This is a genomic window from Paenibacillus xinjiangensis (assembly GCF_059686975.1).
Genome location: NZ_JCAALS010000004.1, coordinates 155,392 through 177,310, shown reverse-complemented (window position 1 = coordinate 177,310; position 21,919 = coordinate 155,392). Strand labels below are relative to the sequence as shown.

The following is a 21,919-nucleotide window of genomic DNA, read 5'->3' as shown; positions in this document are numbered from 1 at the left end:
ATGAATGATTCGATGCAGATTGAACATGAGAGACGGAAGCTGAATGCCACCTATATACCCATGATCGATTATGCTAAGGCTTGGGAGCTGCAGAAATCGATCGTGAAGCAAATAGACAAGGAGGAGCGTCCGGAGACGCTTCTCCTTCTTCAGCATCCGCCTACATATACGCTTGGTACGGATCGTCATCCGGAGCATCTGCTGCTGAGCGAGGAGCAGCTTCAGGAGCGGGGCATATCTGTGTATGAGATAGACCGTGGAGGCGATATTACGTTCCATGGTCCAGGTCAGCTTGTAGGTTATCCGTTACTTTATTTGGATGTTGTAGGCTTGGATCTGCATGCTTATTTGAGAAAGGTCGAACAGGCGATTATCAATTGGCTTGGGGATTATGGAATAGAAGCAAGTAGAAAGCCGGAATATACAGGGGTATGGGTAGGCAGCGAGAAGATCGCCGCCATAGGTATCAAGTTCAATAGATCTCGAAGCCGCGGAGGCTTCATAACAAGCCATGGATTTGCCCTGAATATTGAGGCCGGCATTGCGGATAGTGGATTCGATGGCATTATTCCTTGCGGTATCGAGCAATTCGGGGTTACTTCCTTCAATGACTTGACAAGTAAGAACATGACTGTTGCAGAAGCAGCTAAGGAAGTGCTGCCTCATTTCTGCAGGGTATTCGGCTATGAGGCAGAGCTATTAGTAGAACAGCCAGCCGACTGATGCTACTAAGGTTGACAATAATAGTGCGGCTACGACGAGAATCGCAACTATTCTCACATATTTTTGCATATTCAAAGGGCAACTCTCCTTTCCTTAATGAAATAATGGGAGGGTGGACAAGTGTAACTGCTTAAGCTCTATTGTAAACGATAATGCCGATTGGAGGAAATAATAATGGTACAACAACACCGAATTGTTAACGAATTTGTAGATTTGGTGAAGGTGGACAGCGAGACGAAGCATGAGCATGCGATTAGCCTAGTGCTGCGCGAGAAGTTCGAGCAGCTTGGTCTAACCATTACAGAGGATAATGCCGCAGCATTGACTGGGCATGGTGCTAACAATCTGTTCGCTTGGCTTCCAGGCACAGGCGCTGATCATGCACCTACGCTGCTGTTCACCTCACATATGGACACAGTAACACCAGGGAATGGAATTAAACCGCAGATTGACGAGGATGGCTATATTCGCAGTGACGGCACGACAATTCTAGGCAGTGACGACAAAGCAGGGCTGGCAGCGATGCTTGAGGCGATACGCGTGCTCAAGGAAGAGAATATAACGCATGGTCCGATCCAATTCGTCATTACAGTAGGAGAAGAGTCTGGACTATTAGGTGCTCGATCCTTGGATGCTTCGCTTCTAAGGGCGGATTATGGCTACGCAATCGATTCGAATGGCGAGGTTGGAGCAATCGCAGTTGCAGCTCCTACACAAGCTAAGGTCACTATTGCCGTACATGGGAAATCAGCTCATGCTGGAGTGAATCCGGAGGATGGGATTAGTGCCATACAAGTGGCATCCAAAGCGGTCTCATTAATGCCGCTTGGCCGTATTGATGAGGAAACAACTGCAAATATCGGAAGAATTGAGGGTGGTGGAGCGACGAATATCGTATGTGATTACGTAATTCTCAATGCGGAAGCTCGGAGTATCGTTCAGGATAAGCTGGATCGTCAGCTCGAGGCGATGCGGACAGCTGTTGATACAGCTGCGAAGGAGTATGGAGCAGAAGCGGAATTCGATAGTCAGATCATATACCCGGCGTACGCTCACGCGGACAATGAACCAGTCGTGAAGCTTGCGACAACAGCAGCAAGTGCAATCGGGCTAACACCGCGCACCTTCCATTCAGGCGGGGGCAGTGATGCGAATATTTTCAACGGATTAGGCATTCCTACCGTGAACTTGGCTGTAGGCTACGAGCATATCCATACAACCAAGGAACAAATTAAGGTATCCAGTCTAGTGCAGATTACAGAGCTTGTCCTGGAGATTATTAAACAATCCGCGAAAGCTTAGAGCACATTGGTTGTAACAATAAGCCTCAGACTTTCTTCCCGGCTAACAAGACGGAGAGGTCGTTTGTTGTACATTTATTTGGTTTTTGTCAGCAGCTGCTTCAGAGGCAGTTCACCAGCTTGGGATAATTTGCGCAGCTGATAACGGATCTCCCATGCTTTTCCTACAAGACGAAGCTGGTCATGTGTCATATATTGTTTCATGGCTATCGCATCCTTTATCATTTGATATAATGATAGATATGTGCGCATGGGACAAGTTATGTCACCAACAAGATAAGGGAGATGAGTGATATGAATAAGAAAGATACGAATATGTGGCGCGAGGAAACGATTAGCATAGAGCCTATTTTTGATGGAAAAATGATCTCCCTGCAAGTGGATACAGTTGCTATGCCGGATGGACGTACGGCGACAAGAGAAATCGTCAAGCATCCTGGAGCTGCGGCTGTTATGGGGCTCTTGGACGGGAAGCTGCTCGTTGTGGAGCAATTCCGCAAGCCGCTTGAGAAGTTTCAAATTGAGATTCCCGCTGGTAAGCTGGATCCCAATGAGGACCCGCTTGAAGCAGCTGCTCGTGAATTGGAGGAGGAAACAGGCTACCGCTCAACTAATCTGAAGCTTGTCAGCTCTTTCTACACCTCGCCGGGCTTCGCGGACGAGAAGCTGTATTTGTACTTCGCTGACGATCTGCAGCAAGGCGAGCAGAAGCCTGATGAAGATGAGTTTCTAGAAGTAGAAGCCATTACACTTGAAGAAGCAGAGGCTTACATAGAAGAGGGCCGTATTAGTGATGCGAAGACGATTCTAGCGGTGTACGCTTGGAAGCTGTATCAACTGACGGGCAAAATCTAATCCGCCCTCAGAGCTGATGTTCACACGCTTCTCTCGTCATAGGAATGAATAAAGGGTCATACACTTTATCATTCGGACAAGAGGGGAGTGGGCTATGCGTTCGCCTACATTTCAGGATTCTGCTAAGAATCCGTATACCTTGTATGTATTTGTAGCTGTGCTGTTCGTCGTCGGAGTCATATTCGGCGGCTTGATGGTTCAAGCTCTTACATTGGAACAGCAGCAGGAGCTCGCTTCTGACGTTAGTCAATATGTTCAACTGTTGAACAATGGGGTTGTGGCAGATGAGGCGCAATCGTTCTGGGACAGCTTCTTCTTTCATGGCAAATGGATGCTGCTGATCTGGCTGCTTGGCATAACGGTCGTCGGTATTCCCTTCGTGCTTGCGCTCGATTTCCTAAAAGGTGCATTAGTCGGCTTCGCTATCGGCTCACTAGTGACGCAGCATGCCTGGAAGGGCTTGTTGTTCTCACTCGTTTCCGTAGCTCCTCCGAACCTCATTATCGTGCCCGCGATCTTAATTACGAGCGTTGCTGCGATGTCATTCTCGACCTATGTCATTAAGAATAGACTGCTTCAGCAAAAGGGAACTTTGGCACCGCAAGTGCTGACTTTTTCTTCAACCGTACTTTTTATGATGCTGCTGCTGGTTGGTGCTGCATGGTTAGAAGCGTACTTATCACCGGTTCTCATGAAGTGGGTTGCACCACTCATAACCGCTTCTACTACTACGATCTGATGCCAAAACGTTGACTTTATTGAAGGTTAGCCCCTATAATGAAAGCAAACGTTTCCTAAAGTTGGCGCAGACATGTAGTAGGGGGGAAATCATGGAAGCCCGGATTGAGAAGATTAAACAACAGTTGCAGTCGCAGGGCTACAAATTAACCCCACAGCGTGAAGCAACTGTTCGTGTATTGCTTGAGAACGAAGAAGATCACTTAAGCGCGGAAGATGTGTTCATGCTCGTAAAGGACAAGGCTCCGGAAATCGGATTGGCTACCGTTTATAGAACATTGGAATTGCTTAGTGAAATGCATGTGGTGGAGAAGCTTAATTTTGGAGATGGTGTCGCCCGGTACGATCTTAGGACGGACAGCAGTAAACATCATCACCACCATCTAATATGTGTACAATGCGGAGCAATGGACGAGATAAAAGACGATTGGCTTCTACCGCTAGAAGAGCGGCTGGAGGAAGAATTCGGATTTACGGTTCTCGACCACCGACTGGACTTCCAAGGCGTGTGTCACCGATGCAATGCAAAAAACGAGAAATCAAATGAATCGTAAACGGCTTCGCTGCCCAGTTTCACTGGACGGCAAAGCCGTTTTGGCATTTGTAGAGCATGAATTACAATTGATCCAGCTGCAATAACCCAGAGCCTTGAGATGATACTTGGATTCCCTTCAATTGACGAGCCCATTTCTTCAGTCGGGTGGATACCTGAGTTGGCTGTAACTTGGGATTTAGTGAGAGCAGCAGGGCTGCGCCGCCGGCGACATGAGGACAAGCCATACTTGTTCCAGACAAGGTCATATACCCGCCGTTGAGCCAAGTGGATTTGATATCAACACCTGGTGCCGCTATCATGATGCCGTCGCCTCTGCTGCTGAAGGTTGCTATTCCATCAGTCCGATTGGAGGCGGCCACAGCGATCGTCTCGGGATAAGAAGCTGGCTCATCTATCCCTGAATTGAAAGGCCCCGAATTGCCCGCCGAGGCAATGATTATGATCCCTTTCTTCACAGCTCGTTTGATCACCGCATGAAGCGCTCCGCTCTCTTCTCCTCCAGCAATTCCGAAGCTCATATTGATGATTTGAATCTTATTCTTGATACACCATTCGATTCCCGAGATAATATCCGACACGTAGCCATCCCCGTTTTTATCTAAAGCTTTGACGGCGTACAGCTTAAGTTCCGGCGCCACACCTCGTGTATCACTTCCTTTATTCGCTGCAGCAATACCAGCTACATGCGTGCCATGCCCATTATCATCGGCATAGCTTCCTCCGTTAATCGTATTAATACCACCTGCAATAGATAGACCGGGATGATTAGCGATTCCCGTATCAATGATTGCCAGCTTGATCGGAGAGCCAAGCGTTTTATTCCAAGCCGTCGGAGCCTCTATCCGGCTTATATTCCATGTCACGTTCGCGGGATAAGTAACCGCGGCGAGAAGATGTGATTTATTGCGAATAGGAACGTAGCTGCGAGTGCTCTTTACAGCATGCATCTTAATTTTGACATCCTTCTCTATGCGTTTCACATCGGGGTGAGCTGCGACGGTAGTCCATGATTTGCGTTTATCGAAATGACAGCCGATGATTCGACTGCCGGGCATGCGTTTGAAAGGCTTAATGCCGCTCGCTTCCAGATACTTAAGACATCTTCTATAGGAACGGGAGTTGGTGAATGTAATAAGCCGTCGGACGGTATGCTTGGTTGCTTTGGGCTTGGAATGAATTGTCATCCATTGTTCCAGCTTAGGCATTACGGAATCCTCCTATCCAGGGTGGGCAGACAAAAACCATTAGTCCAGTTTATGGCTTTCCCTATCGATTCGGTGTGGGTGTCTGCCTTGCGGCACATATTTTTTGTTAGGAGAGGAAATCGTATCGCTGAGGACTAACATTTGTCCTTCCATGCACATACATCATATTAAGATGAGATGAGGAGGGAAATTATGAGAATTGGCATACCGAAAGAAATAAAGACTAGTGAATATCGGGTTGCTCTGACACCAGCTGGAGTCACCATGCTCCAAGCAGCAGGCCATGAAGTGATTGTAGAAGCGAGTGCAGGAGAAGGCAGCGGATTCGAGGATCGCGACTACGAACGAGAAGGTGCAAGCCTGGTGGCAACAGCGTCCGAAGTATGGGAGAGAGCAGAGCTTATCATGAAGGTAAAAGAGCCGCTGCCTTCAGAATTCGCGTTTTTTCGCAAAGGGCTAATATTGTTCACTTACCTGCATCTAGCAGCGGCCCCCGATTTAACGCAGGCTTTGGTGGACAAGGAAGTAACGGCTATCGCCTATGAAACGATTCAGCTAGCCAATGGAAGCTTGCCGCTGCTAACACCAATGAGTGAGGTTGCTGGCCGAATGGCCGTACAGGTTGGCGCTCAATTCCTGGAAGCCTTCAATGGAGGGCGTGGTGTATTGCTCGGCGGGGTGCCGGGAGTTCCACCTGCTGAGGTTGTCATAATTGGGGGTGGGATCGTAGGAACGAATGCGGCTAAGATCGCGCTTGGCATGGGTGCTAAGGTCGTCATTCTTGAGAAAAGTGCAGATCGCATGAGATATCTCGATGATATATTCGGAGGCAGGGTCCAGACGCTCATGTCCAGTCCTTATCATATTGCCGAGGCGGTAAGTATGGCTGATCTGCTCATTGGAGCTGTTCTGATACCCGGAGCTAAGGCGCCACATCTGGTGACGGAGCAAATGGTGGAAATGATGAAAAAAGGTGCGGTAATTGTCGATGTAGCGGTTGATCAAGGTGGATCTATTGCAACAGTGGATCATCCTACAACGCATAAGGACCCAATCTATGTGAAGCATGGCGTCATTCATTATGCGGTTGCGAATATTCCTGGAGCTGTACCTCGCACATCTACATTCGCACTTACGAATGTAACGATCCCTTATGCGATGGAATTGGCGAATCTGGGATGGGAGGCTGTGAGAAGAAGTGTTCCGCTTCAAAAAGGCGTTAATACGCATAGAGGCTCCGTAACCTATGAATCAGTGGCGGCAGCACATGGCATGGCATACAAATCTGTAGAGCAGTGGCTGCAGAGCATTCCATACGAGCAATTAGACCCGTGAGACGCATATTCGCTTCGTCTTCCTCATAAAGTTGTACTGGATGGGGATACGGACAACCAATCCAGCAGTGGAAAGGGGACGAAGCGGATGGTTCTGTCATTGCGCAAATGGTTCAGTCGATTAGTATTTGTTCTTATATTTGGCTTGTTGTTCATACTAGCAACGGGAGGGTACCACTTGCTTGTTGAAGTCATTTCTCCCGTTCATCCATATAAGACGCCTAAGGGAGAAGCGTTGAAAGTATTTCAAGTAGATCCGCAAACGCCGGGGTATGGCAGTGTTGCCGATCGCTTAAGATGGTTCTACTGGTATGGGGAGTAATATGTTCGACAAAATTAGGCAAGAAGAAGGATTTAAAGAGTCGAATGTGGAATATTTGTATCCAAGCTTGTCCAAAGGATAGTTAATGAAAGGAAATGCAATGAAAGCTCAAGTTCAAACCTTTATGCGGTTTTTATCCGTCGAACGCTCGTTATCTTCAAGCACTTTGGAGTCGTACGGCAGAGATTTAGAAGGACTTATCGACTATTTGGAGAAACAATCCGTAACACAGCCTGTTTCTGTTCAAAGGCATCATTTATCTCATTATTTAATGGGGCTGAAGGAAAAGGGACGCAAAGCGTCGACTCTGTCACGACATATTGCATCTATCCGCGCTTTTTTTCATTATTTGGCGGTAGAAGGCTTCATTCAGCAGAACCCTGCCATCTACATAGAAACACCTAAACAAGAGAAAAAAGCACCTAACATCATGTCTATTGAAATGGCAGGGCAGCTGCTCGAAACGCCGTTAACCGTTACAGCCTCAGGTAAGAGGGATAAAGCGATGCTGGAGCTGTTGTATGCGACAGGCATCCGTGTCTCTGAGCTTATATCTCTTAATGTCAGCAGTGTAAACCTGCAGCTCAATATTATCAGCTGTGTAGGCAGCGGCTTGAAAGAACGTATCGTACCGTTCGGACGAGTAGCGGCAGCGGCGCTGAATGATTATTTGGAGGTAGGACGAGGCGAGCTGGTCAAGCCTTTGAAGGAAGAAGAAGCATTGTTCCTGAATCTGCTGGGAACGCGTATGACAAGGCAAGGCTTCTGGAAGATGATTAAGAAATATGCCAAGGAAGCAGGTATAGAAGAAGATATTACGCCACACACACTGCGTCATTCCTTCGCAGCTCATTTGCTAGAGAATGGGGCAGACCTGCGCTCCGTGCAGGAGCTGCTTGGTCATGCGGATATATCGACGACTCAGAGATATACGAAATTATCGAAGCTTCGAATGAAGGATACTTACAATAACGCTCATCCCCGCGCCTAACAGAAGGCTAGCCTTCTCTATTTGGGATAGAAGCGGGAGGAAAGGAAACAGCATATGAAATTCGATCGAATAGCGGTAATCGTATTGGACAGCGTCGGGATTGGAGAACTGCCGGATGCCGCAGCTTTCGGTGATTCCGGAGCTCATACGCTAGGGCATATCGCTGAGAGAATAGCCGGTTTGGAGCTACCTCATCTTCGTAGATGGGGACTTGACCGAATCGCACCGATTAGTGACTGGAAGCCATCTGAAGCAGCAGCAGCGGCTTATTACGGGAAGATGGCTGAGGTATCAGTCGGCAAAGATACGATGACAGGTCACTGGGAGCTGATGGGGCTGAAGCTAACCGTTCCCTTCCAGACCTTTCCAGAGGGCTTTCCTAAGGAGCTAATTGAGGCTTTTGAGGAACGCACAGGACGCAAGGTCATCGGGAATAAGCCAGCCAGCGGCACTGAAATATTGGACGAGCTTGGCGCAGAGCAGCTGGAGACAGGTGCATGGATTGTATATACATCTGCGGACAGCGTGTTCCAAATTGCGGCCAATGAAGAGCTTATACCACTTGAGGAGCTCTACCGTGCATGTGAGATCGCAAGAGAGCTTACGATGGACGAGCGTTATGCTGTAGGCAGAGTGATCGCCAGACCCTATATAGGTAAGCCAGGCTCATTCAAGCGGACCCCTAATCGTCATGATTATGCAGTTAAGCCTCCGCAGCCTACCGTACTTGATGCCCTACAGGCGGCTGGCTATGATACGATTGCAGTTGGCAAAATCAATGACATATTCGATGGCGAGGGCATTACGGCGTCTACGCCTACCAAGAGCAATGCAGATGGGATAGCCCGTACGATTAGTGAGCTGGGGACAAGCTTCAAAGGCCTTCTCTTCACGAACTTAGTTGATTTCGATTCACTCTATGGACATCGCCGAGACCCGGCAGGCTATGCTGAGGCTCTGGAGGAATTCGATCGCGCTATTCCAGATTTGGAAGCAAAGCTAGGGGAGAGAGATTTGCTTATCATTACAGCAGATCACGGCAATGATCCGGTGCATCCCGGAACCGATCACACGCGGGAGTATGTGCCTCTTCTTGTGTACAGTCCAGTATTCCGGAATCCGGTGAGAATGGAGACTCGCGAGACCTTCTCTGATCTCGGGGCAACAATTGCCCACAATTTTGGAGTACAGGCACCACCGAATGGAACAAGCTTCCTTGACCAGCTCATCACGAGCGAGTAAGCAGCTACTTATAATGCAACTGGAGGGATACCTATGAATTTATTAAGTTCATCACATATCAAAGAAGCAGCTGCGTATATCGCAGCTCAGACTCCCCTTAAGCCTGAGATTGGGCTTATTATGGGTTCGGGCCTTGGTGTGCTCGGGGATCATATTGAGGATGCTGTTACGATTGCATATCACGATATTCCTCATTTCCCGGTGTCTACTGTTGAAGGACATGCGGGGGAGCTGCTAATTGGTCATTTATCCGGCCGTATCGTCGTTCTAATGCGCGGACGATTCCATATGTATGAAGGCTATGGTGCTGAGATTACCGCTTTTCCGGTTCGAGTTATGAAGGCCCTTGGCGTAACCTCTCTTCTCGTTACGAACGCAGCAGGCGGAGTCAACACTGACTATGAGCCAGGCAATCTGATGCTCATCTCGGATCATCTGAATATGACTGGCAAGAATCCGCTTATCGGTCCTAACGATGATGAGCTTGGAGTCAGATTCCCTGATATGTCCGAGGCATACAGCAAAAGGCTCCGTGAAGTAGCACGCCGTACCGCAGCCAGCCAAGGTCTATCGCTTCGTGAAGGTGTATACGCTGGTCTGCTCGGACCTACCTATGAGACGCCTGCAGAAATTCGTATGCTGCGTGTGCTCGGCGCGGATGCTGTCGGAATGTCGACTGTTGCTGAGGTGATTACAGCAGGTCACGCAGGCATTGAGGTGCTAGGAATTTCATGTATTAGCAACATGGCGGCGGGTATTCTGGACCAGCCATTGTCGCATGCTGAGGTAATGGAGACAACGGAACGCGTCAAGTCCCAATTCCTAGCCCTGGTAAAAGGACTAATCCCTCATTTCTAAAAAGTATTGTAACAGAAATGTAACAATTGGCTCGACTCATTGTGACAGTATTTTTTGCTCTTGTTATCGTATAATGTCCATTGATTACGAAAACTGGAGTGGAGAGAGAAATGGACAAGCAATTACTCTTAGAGATGGAAAAAATCCGCGACAAAATGGTCGAAACAGCTCTGGTTAAGCAAACTTTTCTTAACCGTGAGGTTCTTAGGCTTAGCCAATCTCTGGATGAGCTAATCGTAAGAGCTCAAGAGCAGCGAGCAATGACTCGGATGAAGTAATGCCGATGAATGGAGTGAAGGCATGCGTACGGTTGATTTAATACAGAAAAAGCGTGACGGCGGAGAGCTTAGCGCTGAGGAATTATCCTTTATTGTGGATGGCTATTGCGATGGTGTTATTCCAGATTATCAAATGTCAGCTTTCGCAATGGCTGTTTTGTTTCGCGGAATGACAGCTGCTGAGACTGCAGCCCTTACGCTTGCCATGGCTAATTCAGGCGATCAAGTTGATCTTGGGCCGATTAGCGGTATTAAGGTGGACAAGCATAGTACTGGCGGTGTAGGCGATAAAACGACCTTGATTCTCGCTCCTCTTGTTGCCTCGGTAGGTGTGCCTGTAGCCAAAATGTCAGGACGAGGCTTAGGACATACCGGAGGAACGATCGACAAGCTGGAATCAATTGAAGGCTTCCAGACTGAGCTGTCTCGCGAGAGATTTATTAATCAAGTCAACGATCTTGGACTTTCGGTAATCGGTCAGAGCGGCAATCTTGCACCTGCGGACAAAAAAATGTACGCGCTGCGAGATGTTACCGCTACGGTAGAATCGATACCTCTTATAGCAAGCTCTGTAATGAGTAAGAAAATAGCAGCTGGCGCTGATGCAATCGTGCTAGATGTTAAGACAGGCAGCGGTGCCTTCATGAAGACGCTGGAGCATTCTGAAGAGCTCGCCCAAGCAATGGTTAATATCGGAACGCAGGTTGGACGCCATACAGCGGCGGTCATTAGTGATATGGATCAGCCCCTTGGTTTCGCCATCGGCAATGCTCTTGAAGTGGCTGAGTCAATTGCTACACTCAAAGGGGAAGGGCCTGAAGACTTGACGGAGCTCAGCTTGACGCTTGGCGCACATATGGTTGTGCTAGGCGGCAAGGCATCGAATGTGGCTGAGGCTAGAGAGCTGCTGGAGAAGCAGCTTCATAACGGAGCTGCTCTGGAGAAGTTCAGACTGTTCGTAGCAGCCCAGGGCGGAGATGCATCCGTTGCTGACGATCCAAGCCGCTTGCCTCAAGCAGCAGTTACGGAGGAGGTGAAAGCCTCCGCAGCAGGCTACGTGTCCGCGATTGATGCGGAGCAGCTGGGGCTTGCAGCGATGGTGCTTGGAGCAGGCAGAGCAACCAAAGAAGCAGCGATCGATTACGCTGTCGGAATTACGATTCGCAAAAAGTTCGGTGAGTACGTAAGCTTAGGTGAGACAATTGCCGTGCTGCATGCTCGAGATCACGGACCCGCAACGACAGCTGTTGCTGATCAGGTGCGCAGCGCATATACCTTGTCTGCTGAGAAGCCGGAGGAGCGTCCACTGCTGCTGTCTGTTGTCACGCACGAAGGAGTAACGAGGTATTAACAGTAATCCTAATAAGATGTGGTAGAAGCCAGTTTATGAGCTTCCGCCGCATCTTTTTTATTTATATGCTTAAGTCTACGAGCAGGTGGAATATTTTGCATGAAAAAGGTCAAGACTGGAGAAGAAAATATAGCCGAATTGCGGCTGCTTCCTTAGTTCGTTTAATGGCAGCGTCGCAGCTTCTTTGGAGGAGACCTTGCTTATGAAAACTAACGTTTGTATCAGGCTGTTCACACTAGTTATCGCTCTTGCAGTTGTACTTCCAACCGCCGCCATGGCGAAGGAGCCGACTGCTGCTGACCAATCACAGCCACAAGCGGCAACAACGGATCTGGCACCGGAGGCTCGCTCAGCCATTCTAATGGACGCTGACAGTGGAACGATCATTTATGAGAAGAACAGTAATGATAAGCTGCCGCCAGCAAGCATTACGAAGGTCATGACGATGCTCCTCATTATGGAGGCGCTCGACGATGGCACGATCAAGCTGACTGACAAGGTGCAGGCGAGTGAATATGCGTCCTCGATGGGAGGCTCGCAAATCTTTCTTGAGCCGGGAGAGCAAATGTCAGTGGAAGAGATGATTAAAGGCATCGCACTTGCTTCAGGCAATGATGCATCCGTGGCGATGGCGGAGAAGCTAGCGGGCAGCGAACAGCAATTCGTCGCAATGATGAATGAAAGGGCTCAGCAGCTTGGATTGAAGGATACTCACTTTGTCAATTGCAATGGACTTCCTTCTGCAGATCATTATAGCTCAGCACATGATATCGCAGTCATGTCCAGAGAGCTGCTCAAGCATTCAGAAATAACGAAGTACACCGGCTTATATCAGGATTATTTGCGCAAAACGTCGGAGAAGCCATTCTGGCTGGTGAATACGAATAAGCTTGTTCGATTCTACAGCGGTGCCGATGGCTTGAAGACAGGCTTCACGAATGAAGCGAAGTTCTGCCTGACTGCCACAGCGAAGCGGGATAACCTGCGAGTTATTGCAGTCGTAATGGGAGAGCCGAATACAAAGATGAGAAATGCGGAAGTTTCGCAGATGTTCGATTACGCTTTTGCCCAATTCATGACGCATTCCATTCTCAAAGAAGGCGACACAATGGGGACAGTGGGTGTTGAGAAAGGCGCAGTTGCACAGCTCCCTCTAGTAGCGAAGCATCCATATAGTGTATTGCTCAAAAAAGGAACGCCTACGAAGGATATTCGTTATGAGCTTCAGATTGATACGCCGCTGAAGGCGCCGGTCGCCATCGGACAGTCCATCGGCAAGCTGATTGTATATCAAGGTGATGAAGTGCTGAAGGAATTCCCGATTGATGCACCAGAGTCAATCAACAAAGCAGGCTGGTGGCTGCTGCTGAAACGCTCCTTCGGTGGTCTGTTTACGTAAATATTGTCTGAATCAGTGAGGTTCCTGTCACATAATTTGTCAGCTTCTAGCGCTCTGCTTCTAGTTTTGTCGCCATGCAGGAAACAGAAGCGGGCTTGGAGAAATGCTAGTTCTATCCAAATGCGTTGCTAGAGGAGATGAACAGCGATAATGAGTTTACAAACGGAATTGGAGCATTACAGGAATGTGCTTATTGTACGCCTTCGGGGAGAACTCGACCATCATACGGCCGATCTTGTTCGGTTTAAGATGGAAGAAGCGATTGCCAGAGGCGTCAGCGATCACATTATTCTTAGCTTGAAGGAATTGCAGTTCATGGATAGCTCCGGGCTAGGCGTCATTCTCGGCAGGTACAAGCTGCTTAAGAGTAGAGGCGGCAGAATGGTCGTATGCGACGTTAATCCGAGTGTCTATCGCTTGTTTGAAATGTCAGGGCTATTCAAGATTCTAGAAATTCATGACAATGAAAGCACGGCGATTTCAAGTCTGGGGGTGGTCTCGTGAACAGACGAAACGAAATGACGCTTACCTTTAGCGCCCGCTCAGAGAATGAAGCTTTCGCACGTATTGCGGTCGCATCTTTTGTATCTCAGCTTGACCCTACAATGGAAGAGCTGAATGATCTGAAAACCGCGGTATCTGAAGCGGTAACGAACTCGATCATTCATGGCTATGACAGCGATCCTTCGGGGAAGGTTACGATTGAAGCAGCCATAGAAGGCGATGCAATATCCATTATTATTAGCGATAATGGGCGAGGAATTGAAGATCTGGATTTGGCCCGTCAGCCGCTCTACACTTCCAAGCCAGAGCTGGAGCGCTCAGGCATGGGTTTCACAATTATGGAAAATTTCATGGACCGTTTCGAGGTTTCCAGCGAGCTGGGCGGCGGTACGCGCCTTGCGATGCTGAAACGAATCGAATCGAAAAAAGCGCTCTATAACTAGAGCATAGGGGTTGAACCTCATGGATGTCGATTTGAAAAAGCAAACGGCTCAGCCGTATTTGGATGATGCAGAAGTAAAACGTCTTATTGCGCTAAGCCAGACTGGCGACACCCTGGCAAGGGACACCCTTGTCCATTGTAATATTCGATTGGTATGGTCTGTCGTTCAACGGTTCATTAACCGAGGTTATGAGCCGGAGGACTTGTTCCAGATCGGTTGTATCGGGCTACTCAAGTCTGTAGACAAATTCGATTTATCATATGATGTCAAGTTCTCAACCTATGCTGTACCGATGATCATCGGGGAAATCCAACGCTTTTTGCGTGATGACGGTACAATCAAGGTGAGCCGATCGCTTAAGGAAACCGCCAACAAGGTTCGGAAGATGAAGGACGAGCTGTCTAAGACGCTGGGACGCCTCCCAACGATCAGTGAAGTGGCAGAACGCCTCGGCATAACGCCAGAGGATGTGGTGTTCGCGCAGGAGGCTAATAAGCCGCCTACATCTATTCACGAGACGGTGTTCGAGAATGATGGCGATCCCATCACCCTCATGGATCAGATCGCGGATGAATCGCAGGAACGATGGTTCGATAAGCTTGCGCTCGTAGAAGCTATAGAAGGCCTTAATGAGCGAGAGCGATTAATCGTATACCTGCGTTATTATCGCGATAAGACACAATCCGAGGTAGCTAGCCGGCTCGGAATCTCACAAGTTCAGGTATCTCGCCTGGAGAAAAAAATACTTCAATCCATTAGAGACCAAATCGCCCAGTAAGGGCGGTTTGGTTTTTTTTACCTGATTAAGCATGACTATCCGCCTCGTCCTTTTCTCATACTACAAAGGAAGTTAACCTTAACCCAAGATATAGGCAAAGGACTGATGACAGGATGGTCAGAGCGAAGCAATCAGCCCTCTATCTTCGTCTCAAAAAAAGAATCTATATAAGGCCGGAACGCAGCGTTACCTTAGGTCAAGCTGCTCGGCTGCTCGCTATATCCGATGAGCAGGAGGAGCAGCTCAATCAGCTGGTGCTGTATCAGCATCGCAAAGCCGATGGCAATCGCGTCGTCATTGATCTGCTGCAGATCGTCAAGGCTATACGTGAGCAAGAGCCAGATTTGAGTGTTGAGGCCTATGGAGATCCGCAAGTGCTTATCATGGTGTCGGAGAAGCCGGTCAAGCCCCGAATTCTAGTGCTGCTGTTCGCGTGGCTTCTGCTGTTCTTCGGAGCAGGTCTGGCCATTATGAACTTCCATACCGATGTCAGCATGAAGGATGTTCATATTCGAATTGTAGAGCTCATTACCGGTAAGAAGACGGACCACCCGCTATGGTTCCAGATTCCGTATTCCTTCGGGATTGGCATCGGAATGATTCTGTTCTTCAATCATCTGTTCCGCAAACGGTTCAATGAAGAGCCCAATCCGCTCGAAGTTGAGTTATACGCGTATCAGGAGAATGTGAATGCCTATGTCATAGCGGATGAAATGCGCAAAAAATACGAGCATGGCAAGGCGCGGAGCGGCGATGATAGCTGATCTGCTGGCCAATCTATTCGTTGCGCTGCTTGGCTTGTCTGGTGGGCTTGCAGTCGGCAGCGGGTTGGTTTCTTTGCTCATTGTGCTTGACCTCGTTCCGAGATTAGCGCAGATTGCCCAAGCTTACCGAATGTCGTTATGGTTCGAGACAGCAGTGATCAGCGGTTCGATGTACTGGACCTTCGCTGACTTCCTCGACTGGAAGCTAAGACTATCATCAGCTGCAGTGCTAGCCGTATCCGGGCTGTTCAATGGGCTGTTCGTCGGATTACTTGCCGCTGCGTTAACCGAGGTTATGAATGTGCTGCCAATATTAGCGAAGAGAATGAATCTGTCTGATTATATGGTAAGTCTAGTGATGGCTATGGTACTGGGGAAGACGATTGGCTCCTTATTCGACTGGCTTGTTTTTCAATGGTGAAGAGGTAGGTATAAGAGGTCAGAGAGGTGTGTGCATATGAGCGATTGGAACAAAGATAGTGAGCAGTCGGATAGCGAGCACTCGCATCCATATATGAATTTGCCTAAGGAGCAGCAGAATGAGGAGATGGGCAAGCAGGCAACTCCGATTGTAGAATCGAAGTCACGGAAAGCCTCGAAGAGAGGCTCTGCCAGAGAGGACAATGAAGCGAGGAGTGAAGCGATACCGGCTGATCTGGATGAAGTGATCGAACGGTTGAAGAATGAAGTCGGCTATGAAACCAGCTTCGACGTCGTTGTGAGGGAGATGACCTTCGGTGACAGGCGAACAGCCCTATTCTTCATGAATGGCCTTGCGAAGGACACACTGTTGACGGAGGTGCTGAAGCGTCTGACTTATCTGCAGGCGGAGGATCTCTCTACTCATGCTGTTCATTCCTTTCTCGATCTGTATGTGCCAGCCGCACAAGTGAAGCAGCAGAAGGATTGGAATCTCATGCTCACAGGCGTACTCGCGGGCGAAACCGCGCTGTTCATCGACAAAGAGTCGGCAGCACTAATGATAGATGCCAAGAACTTCCCGGCGAGGGGCCCAGAGGAGCCGACGCTGGAGCGTGTTGTACGCGGCAGTAGAGACGGCTTCAACGAGACGCTGATGGTAAATATTTCACTCGTTCGGAGGAGGCTGCGTGATCCTCAGCTTCGCTATGAGCTTGTTCAGGTAGGGGCGCGAACGAAATCAGATGTATGCATCGCATATATAAATGATCTGGTTGATAAAGAGCTGCTGAAATCCATTAAAGATAAAATTGCAATGGTTAAGGTGGACGGTCTACCGCTTGCGGACAAGCAGCTGGAGGAGGCTACGGTGAAGCGGGGCTGGAACCCTTATCCAATGGTTCGTTATTCGGAACGCCCAGATGTTGTCGCTTCGCATTTGCTGGAAGGTCATGTTGTCGTTTTTGTGGATACATCACCGAGTGTCATGATCCTCCCTACTACTTTTTTTGACCTAGTGCAGCATGCGGAGGAGAATCGTCAAACCCCATTCATTGGGACCTATCTAAGATGGGTACGGTTCCTCGGTATATTCTCCTCCTTGTTCCTGCTTCCTTTATGGCTGCTGTTCGTCATGCATCCGGAGCTGAAGCCGGCAGCACTTGAATTTCTAGGTCCGACGAAGACAGGCAAGCTGCCGCTGTTCGTCCAATTTCTGCTGGTTGAGATTGGTGTGGATTTATTGCGAATGGCCTCGGTGCATACGCCATCCTCATTGGCAACGGCCATGTCATTAGTTGCAGCTATATTGATCGGGGACATAGCGGTACAGACAGGGGTGTTTATCAACGAAGTTATTTTGTATATGGCAATAGCGGCAATCGGAATGTTCGCGACCCCGAGCTATGAGCTTGGTCTGGCGAATAGGATTGTGAGGCTACTGCTCATTGTCACAGTGGCCATGTTCCAAGTTCCAGGCTTCGTTATTGCTACGACGATAGTACTGGTTACTTTATGTATGGAGCGTTCCTTCAATCGTCCCTACATGTGGCCATTCATTCCGTTCGATATGCATGCGCTGTGGAACATTATTATTAGACAGCCTATTCTCAAAAATAGAACAAGGCCTAATCTGCTGCGGGCGCAGCAGCGGGATAAAATGCCTCAGACGAAGTGAAACGATAAAAATGCAAATCAATTGTGAAATTATCCATTTCTCTGCGGGATAGATTGCGATATACTGATGATATTGGTGCAAATCGAATCTATTATAATCTTCTATCTTATTTATAAGTGGAAGAGAAAGCCGAGGGGAATATAATTATGTACTTGCATGGAACTAGTAAAATCAATGCCGAAGGGCATTTGGAAATTGGCGGCTGCGATGTAACCGGCCTAGCGCAGGAATACGGCACTCCGTTATATATTGTGGACGAAGCATTAGTACGTCAGCGTGCTTCAGAATATGTGGAAGCATTCAAAGCCTCCGGACTTAAATTCCAAGTCGCGTATGCGAGCAAAGCTTTCAGTGTAATGGCTATGTGTGCGATTGCGGAGCAAGAAGGGCTGTCTCTTGACGTTGTCTCTGACGGCGAGCTGCATACTGCACTGCAAGCTGGCTTCCCGGCTGAGCGCATTCACTTCCACGGCAACAACAAGACGCCTGATGAGATTAATATGGCTCTTGAAGCTGGAATCGGCTGCTTCGTAGTCGACAACTTCATCGAGCTGCACTTGCTTAACTCACTTGCGGCTGACAAAGGCTTGAAGGTTAAAATCCTGCTTCGCATTACGCCAGGCGTAGAAGCTCACACGCATGAATACATTTCAACTGGACAGCAAGACTCCAAGTTCGGGTTCGACCTTGCGAATGGTGCGGCTAAGCAAGCCATTCAAGAAGCTCTTACACTGGCTAATCTTGAAGTGCTCGGCGTCCACTCCCATATTGGGTCGCAAATTTTTGAAGTAGATGGCTTCCGTATGGCTGTTGATAAAGTAGCAGCATTCGCAGTAGCTATTCGCAGCGAGTTCGGCCTGACTTTCCAAGTGATCAACCTTGGCGGCGGCTTCGGCATCCGTTATGTGGAAGGCGACACACCGCTTCCAATCTCGGAATACGTTGGTGCGATTACCGATGCGATCATTTCTCACTTCACAGCAGCTGAGTTCCCACTGCCAGAAATTTGGGTTGAGCCGGGCCGCAGCATGGTCGGTGACGCTGGTACAACACTCTACACAATCGGAACGAGCAAGGATATTCCTGGCGTCCGCAAATATATTGCAGTTGACGGCGGTATGACAGATAATCCGCGTCCTGCGCTTTACCAATCGGAGTACGAAGCTGTTCTTGCGAACCGTGCCAATGAAGAGAATGAAGAGATCGTTACAGTTGCGGGCAAAGCCTGCGAGAGCGGCGACAAGCTGATTATCGATCTGAAGCTTCCAAAAGCCGAAATTGGCGATTTACTTGCTGTATTCTGTACTGGAGCATATAATTATGCGATGGCAAGCAACTACAACCGGATTCGCCGTCCAGCAGTCGTATTCGTGAAAGATGGTCAAGCAGACCTCGTTGTTAAGCGTGAGTCTCTTGAGAACATTGTCACTAACGACGTGATTCCAGCTAGACTTCGCAAAGCAACACTTGCGAACTAGAGGCGATATTTGGTAACGTAGAACTATTCGGATACAGAAAGGTAGATGTTCATACATGGCAAAACAAGCGAAAATATCTTTGGCAAACGGCGGAGAGGTTCTAATCGACCTATTCGATCAAGATGCACCTAACACAGTAGCAAACTTCGAGAAGCTTGCAAATGACGGTTTTTATAACGGACTTGTGTTCCACCGTGTTATTCCTGGCTTCGTAGCTCAAGGCGGATGCCCTAACGGAACTGGTACTGGTGGTCCTGGATATACAATCAACTGTGAGATCAACCCGAACAAGCATGAGCGCGGATCGCTCGCGATGGCTCATGCTGGCCGCAACACAGGTGGAAGCCAGTTCTATATCGGCTATGCACCACAGCCGCATCTTGATGGTCAACATACTGTTTTTGGCAAAGTGTCCAAAGGCATGGAGCATGTTGATGCATTCCAAGGCCGCGACAAAATGGAAAAGGTTGAAGTTTACGACGTTTAATGATAAGATACTAACAAAAATAATGTAACAGTGGTTTTTCCTTCGGGGTCGGGTGAAATTCCCAACCGGCGGTGATCGAGCAGGCGCATGCATTATAGGGCAACCTACATGCGGCGCTTTCTCGTTAGTCCGTGACCCGTAGCCTATCCATTATGAGCGTACAAACGCAATCGTGAATAGGAAACGGTGGACCTGGTGTAACTCCGGGACCGACAGTAAAGTCTGGATGGGAGAAGGAGACACGTTCGGAGCTTATGCTCATTCACGCTTATTTGCTTGTGCTTAAATTCACAAGCTGTTTAGGTTTGTTTGAATCGCATTTCATTACGCTTCGAATAGGCTCTCTATCTAACAACACCCCCGAAGGCAATTGCTGCCATTGGGGGTGTTGTTGCGTTCATGGAAGTACTGAATGATTCTTATTATATGAGTTTGGCTCTTGAGCTCGCTGCCAAAGCAGCAGGACAGACTGGTATTAATCCAGTAGTTGGCTGTGTCGTTGTAAAGGATGGACGGATCATCGGCGTTGGCACACATCTGAAGAGAGGGACTGGACACGCGGAGGTACATGCCTTAAATATGGCAGGAGCTGAAGCGGAAGGGGCAACGGTGTATGTGACTCTGGAGCCGTGCAGTCATTACGGTACGACTCCCCCTTGCTGTGAGCGAATTATCGAAGCAAGAGCAGCTCGCGTCGTTGTAGCTGCAACTGATCCTAACCCGCAAGTATCGGGACGAGGAATTGCCCGCCTGCTCGAAGCAGGGATTGAGGTTCAAGCGGGGCTATTGGAAGAGCAATCTCGCCTAATGAATGAGAAATTCAATAAATATATAACGACAAGACTTCCTTTTGTCACTCTGAAGACAGCAAGCACGCTTGATGGTAAGATCGCTTCTCGTACAGGCGATAGCCGCTGGGTGACCGGTTCCAAGGCTAGGGAGCAGGTACATACGCTCCGTCATCAGCATGAGGCTATAATGGTCGGAATTGGAACGGTATTAGCGGATGATCCACAGCTGACAACAAGATCAGAGGTTCCAGCGATTCATCCTGTTCGTGTTGCAGTTGACAGTGCACTGCGGATACCGCTTGATGCAAGACTAGTAACGGATGGTCTCGTAAGAACAATCATCCTAACGACAGAGAATGCGGATAAGTCCAAGGCTCAGTCATTGGCAGATGCCGGAGTTGAAGTCATTGCTTGTGGAAGCGGAGAGCGGGTTGAGCTAGGAGAGGCGATGCGTAAGCTTGGTGAGCTGGAGATTGGTTCAATACTGCTCGAGGGCGGCGGCAAGCTCAACGGAGCCATGCTGGAAGCGGGACTTATTGATAAAATAATGATCTACATGGCTCCTAAAATTATTGGAGGCTTGGATGCACCAGGAACCTTCACCTTCACTGGCTTTGAAAAAATGAGTCAAGCGGTAGAGCTCGAGCATGTACAGGTTGAGATGGCAGGAGAAGATATTTGTATATCGGGTTATCCGGTATACGGCAATTCATAGATAGGGGGTCTGCCCGTGTTTACCGGCCTGATAGAAGAAGTTGGCGTACTCAGACGGGTCACGAAGCAAGGAGAAGCGCTCGTGCTGAGCATAGAGGCGGAGCGTGTAACTGAAGGTGTGGCCCTCGGAGACAGCATTTCAGTGAATGGCGTCTGCTTGACGGTGACCTCCTTCAATCGCACGAGCTTCTCGGCAGATGTTATGCCTGAAACGTATCGGCATTCTAATCTGCAGCAGCTGAGGCCTGGACAATCGGTTAATCTCGAGCGGGCAATGCTGGCAGGCGGACGTTTCGGTGGGCATATTGTTCAAGGTCATGTGGATGGAACGGGTGTTATTACTGGCAGAGAAACAGATGCGAATGCGGTCGTATTCAGTGTTCGGCTGGACGATGCAGAACAGCTTAGGTATGTGATACCTAAGGGCTCGATTACGATAGATGGCATTAGTCTTACGGTAGTTGGGACGAAGCCTGACGGCTTCTCTGTATCCGTTATTCCGCACACCCTTGGAGAAACAGCACTGCTGAGTAAAAAGCCAGGCGATACGGTCAATATCGAATGTGATGTTATCGGCAAGTATGTTGATCATTTGCTTCATTACAGGCAGTCTAATGACACTAGATCTGCGGGCTCAGCTAAGGGTGGGAGCAAGCTGTCGGCTGCTTTCTTGAGTGAGAATGGCTTTTTGTAATGGATAATACATGCTTCA

26 protein-coding genes and 1 riboswitch are annotated in these 21,919 nt (G+C 48.7%); of the genes, 23 read left to right on the top strand and 3 right to left on the bottom strand.

Translation table 11 applies throughout. The features are described 5' to 3' along the window. On the top strand, positions 1 to 723 hold the full coding sequence (gene lipB / locus AC6ESP_RS06145; protein ID WP_497095805.1) for a lipoyl(octanoyl) transferase LipB: 723 nt from the start codon (positions 1 to 3) through the stop codon (positions 721 to 723). Here the strand turns inward: lipB and AC6ESP_RS06140 are convergent. After that, complete coding sequence (locus AC6ESP_RS06140) at positions 700 to 792, bottom strand: stressosome-associated protein Prli42 (RefSeq protein WP_497095886.1); 93 nt, start codon at positions 790 to 792, stop codon at positions 700 to 702. The two genes, lipB and AC6ESP_RS06140, sit on opposite strands and share 24 nt — an antisense overlap. Before the next feature lie 105 nt (positions 793 to 897). Here AC6ESP_RS06140 and AC6ESP_RS06135 point away from each other — a divergent pair, with 105 nt between their 5' ends. Then, the gene (locus AC6ESP_RS06135) at positions 898 to 2,025 is read left to right on the top strand and encodes a M20/M25/M40 family metallo-hydrolase (RefSeq protein WP_497095804.1); all 1,128 of its coding nucleotides are present in this window, start codon (positions 898 to 900) and stop codon (positions 2,023 to 2,025) included. Positions 2,026 to 2,099: 74 nt separating this feature from the next. Here the strand turns inward: AC6ESP_RS06135 and mciZ are convergent, their stop codons facing one another. Continuing rightward, complete coding sequence (gene mciZ / locus AC6ESP_RS06130) at positions 2,100 to 2,228, bottom strand: Z-ring formation inhibitor MciZ (protein ID WP_497095803.1); 129 nt, start codon at positions 2,226 to 2,228, stop codon at positions 2,100 to 2,102. A 90-nt stretch (positions 2,229 to 2,318) separates the two neighbouring features. Here mciZ and AC6ESP_RS06125 point away from each other — a divergent pair, with 90 nt between their 5' ends. The 3 genes from AC6ESP_RS06125 to fur all read left to right on the top strand — a co-directional run bounded on the left by AC6ESP_RS06125 (position 2,319) and on the right by fur (position 4,171). Next, entirely contained in the window at positions 2,319 to 2,879 is a 561-nt protein-coding gene (locus tag AC6ESP_RS06125) for an NUDIX domain-containing protein (RefSeq protein ID WP_497095802.1), read from the top strand. Positions 2,880 to 2,973: 94 nt separating this feature from the next. Beyond that, positions 2,974 to 3,618 carry a stage II sporulation protein M gene (gene spoIIM / locus AC6ESP_RS06120; RefSeq protein WP_497095801.1) on the top strand — a complete coding sequence of 215 codons (645 nt, stop codon included), beginning with the start codon at positions 2,974 to 2,976 and terminating at the stop codon, positions 3,616 to 3,618. Positions 3,619 to 3,709: 91 nt separating this feature from the next. Next, the gene (gene fur / locus AC6ESP_RS06115) at positions 3,710 to 4,171 is read left to right on the top strand and encodes a ferric iron uptake transcriptional regulator (protein ID WP_497095800.1); all 462 of its coding nucleotides are present in this window, start codon (positions 3,710 to 3,712) and stop codon (positions 4,169 to 4,171) included. Between the two features lie 61 nt (positions 4,172 to 4,232). Here the strand turns inward: fur and AC6ESP_RS06110 are convergent, their stop codons facing one another. Beyond that, on the bottom strand, positions 4,233 to 5,378 hold the full coding sequence (locus tag AC6ESP_RS06110; protein ID WP_497095799.1) for a S8 family peptidase: 1,146 nt from the start codon (positions 5,376 to 5,378) through the stop codon (positions 4,233 to 4,235). Between the two features lie 192 nt (positions 5,379 to 5,570). Between AC6ESP_RS06110 and ald the strand changes: the two genes are divergently transcribed. The 18 genes from ald (at position 5,571) to ribE (ending at position 21,901) form a co-directional block, all read left to right on the top strand. Next, on the top strand, positions 5,571 to 6,713 hold the full coding sequence (ald, locus tag AC6ESP_RS06105) for an alanine dehydrogenase (RefSeq protein WP_497095798.1): 1,143 nt from the start codon (positions 5,571 to 5,573) through the stop codon (positions 6,711 to 6,713). A gap of 87 nt (positions 6,714 to 6,800) precedes the next feature. Next, on the top strand, positions 6,801 to 7,034 hold the full coding sequence (locus AC6ESP_RS06100) for a DUF4227 family protein (protein WP_497095797.1): 234 nt from the start codon (positions 6,801 to 6,803) through the stop codon (positions 7,032 to 7,034). A gap of 100 nt (positions 7,035 to 7,134) precedes the next feature. Then, positions 7,135 to 8,025, top strand: a complete 891-nt coding sequence (xerD, locus tag AC6ESP_RS06095) for a site-specific tyrosine recombinase XerD (protein WP_497095796.1) — start codon at positions 7,135 to 7,137, stop codon at positions 8,023 to 8,025. A 54-nt stretch (positions 8,026 to 8,079) separates the two neighbouring features. Beyond that, positions 8,080 to 9,267 (top strand): phosphopentomutase, encoded by a 1,188-nt coding sequence (locus AC6ESP_RS06090; RefSeq protein WP_497095795.1) that lies wholly within the window; start codon positions 8,080 to 8,082, stop codon positions 9,265 to 9,267. 33 nt (positions 9,268 to 9,300) lie between these two features. Beyond that, entirely contained in the window at positions 9,301 to 10,125 is an 825-nt protein-coding gene (locus AC6ESP_RS06085; RefSeq protein WP_497095794.1) for a purine-nucleoside phosphorylase, read from the top strand. 110 nt (positions 10,126 to 10,235) lie between these two features. Next, positions 10,236 to 10,403, top strand: coding sequence for an aspartyl-phosphate phosphatase Spo0E family protein (locus AC6ESP_RS06080; RefSeq protein WP_497095793.1), 168 nt, complete (start codon positions 10,236 to 10,238; stop codon positions 10,401 to 10,403). A 22-nt stretch (positions 10,404 to 10,425) separates the two neighbouring features. Continuing rightward, entirely contained in the window at positions 10,426 to 11,754 is a 1,329-nt protein-coding gene (locus tag AC6ESP_RS06075) for a pyrimidine-nucleoside phosphorylase (RefSeq protein ID WP_497095792.1), read from the top strand. A gap of 202 nt (positions 11,755 to 11,956) precedes the next feature. Further along, on the top strand, positions 11,957 to 13,153 hold the full coding sequence (locus AC6ESP_RS06070; protein WP_497095791.1) for a D-alanyl-D-alanine carboxypeptidase family protein: 1,197 nt from the start codon (positions 11,957 to 11,959) through the stop codon (positions 13,151 to 13,153). A gap of 150 nt (positions 13,154 to 13,303) precedes the next feature. Then, positions 13,304 to 13,657 carry an anti-sigma F factor antagonist gene (gene spoIIAA, locus AC6ESP_RS06065; RefSeq protein WP_497095790.1) on the top strand — a complete coding sequence of 118 codons (354 nt, stop codon included), beginning with the start codon at positions 13,304 to 13,306 and terminating at the stop codon, positions 13,655 to 13,657. A gap of 14 nt (positions 13,658 to 13,671) precedes the next feature. After that, on the top strand, positions 13,672 to 14,100 hold the full coding sequence (gene spoIIAB, locus AC6ESP_RS06060; protein WP_497095885.1) for an anti-sigma F factor: 429 nt from the start codon (positions 13,672 to 13,674) through the stop codon (positions 14,098 to 14,100). 19 nt (positions 14,101 to 14,119) lie between these two features. Beyond that, entirely contained in the window at positions 14,120 to 14,878 is a 759-nt protein-coding gene (gene sigF / locus AC6ESP_RS06055) for an RNA polymerase sporulation sigma factor SigF (RefSeq protein ID WP_497095789.1), read from the top strand. Positions 14,879 to 14,991: 113 nt separating this feature from the next. Beyond that, positions 14,992 to 15,642: a stage V sporulation protein AA gene (locus AC6ESP_RS06050; protein WP_497095788.1), complete on the top strand. Its 651-nt coding sequence runs from the start codon at positions 14,992 to 14,994 to the stop codon at positions 15,640 to 15,642. Then, a complete protein-coding gene (locus AC6ESP_RS06045) occupies positions 15,587 to 16,063 on the top strand; it encodes a stage V sporulation protein AB (protein ID WP_497095787.1) in 477 nt (158 codons plus the stop codon). The genes AC6ESP_RS06050 and AC6ESP_RS06045 overlap by 56 nt, the downstream gene beginning before the upstream one ends. 36 nt (positions 16,064 to 16,099) lie before the next feature. After that, on the top strand, positions 16,100 to 17,737 hold the full coding sequence (locus AC6ESP_RS06040; RefSeq protein WP_497095786.1) for a spore germination protein: 1,638 nt from the start codon (positions 16,100 to 16,102) through the stop codon (positions 17,735 to 17,737). Between the two features lie 146 nt (positions 17,738 to 17,883). Next, positions 17,884 to 19,215 (top strand): diaminopimelate decarboxylase, encoded by a 1,332-nt coding sequence (gene lysA / locus AC6ESP_RS06035; protein WP_497095785.1) that lies wholly within the window; start codon positions 17,884 to 17,886, stop codon positions 19,213 to 19,215. 55 nt (positions 19,216 to 19,270) lie between these two features. Continuing rightward, complete coding sequence (locus AC6ESP_RS06030) at positions 19,271 to 19,702, top strand: peptidylprolyl isomerase (RefSeq protein ID WP_497095784.1); 432 nt, start codon at positions 19,271 to 19,273, stop codon at positions 19,700 to 19,702. A gap of 34 nt (positions 19,703 to 19,736) precedes the next feature. Beyond that, a riboswitch (FMN riboswitch) is annotated at positions 19,737 to 19,944 on the top strand. Between the two features lie 157 nt (positions 19,945 to 20,101). Continuing rightward, positions 20,102 to 21,208: a bifunctional diaminohydroxyphosphoribosylaminopyrimidine deaminase/5-amino-6-(5-phosphoribosylamino)uracil reductase RibD gene (ribD, locus tag AC6ESP_RS06025; RefSeq protein WP_497095783.1), complete on the top strand. Its 1,107-nt coding sequence runs from the start codon at positions 20,102 to 20,104 to the stop codon at positions 21,206 to 21,208. Positions 21,209 to 21,223: 15 nt separating this feature from the next. After that, positions 21,224 to 21,901 carry a riboflavin synthase gene (ribE, locus tag AC6ESP_RS06020; protein WP_497095782.1) on the top strand — a complete coding sequence of 226 codons (678 nt, stop codon included), beginning with the start codon at positions 21,224 to 21,226 and terminating at the stop codon, positions 21,899 to 21,901. Positions 21,902 to 21,919 lie beyond the last annotated feature (18 nt).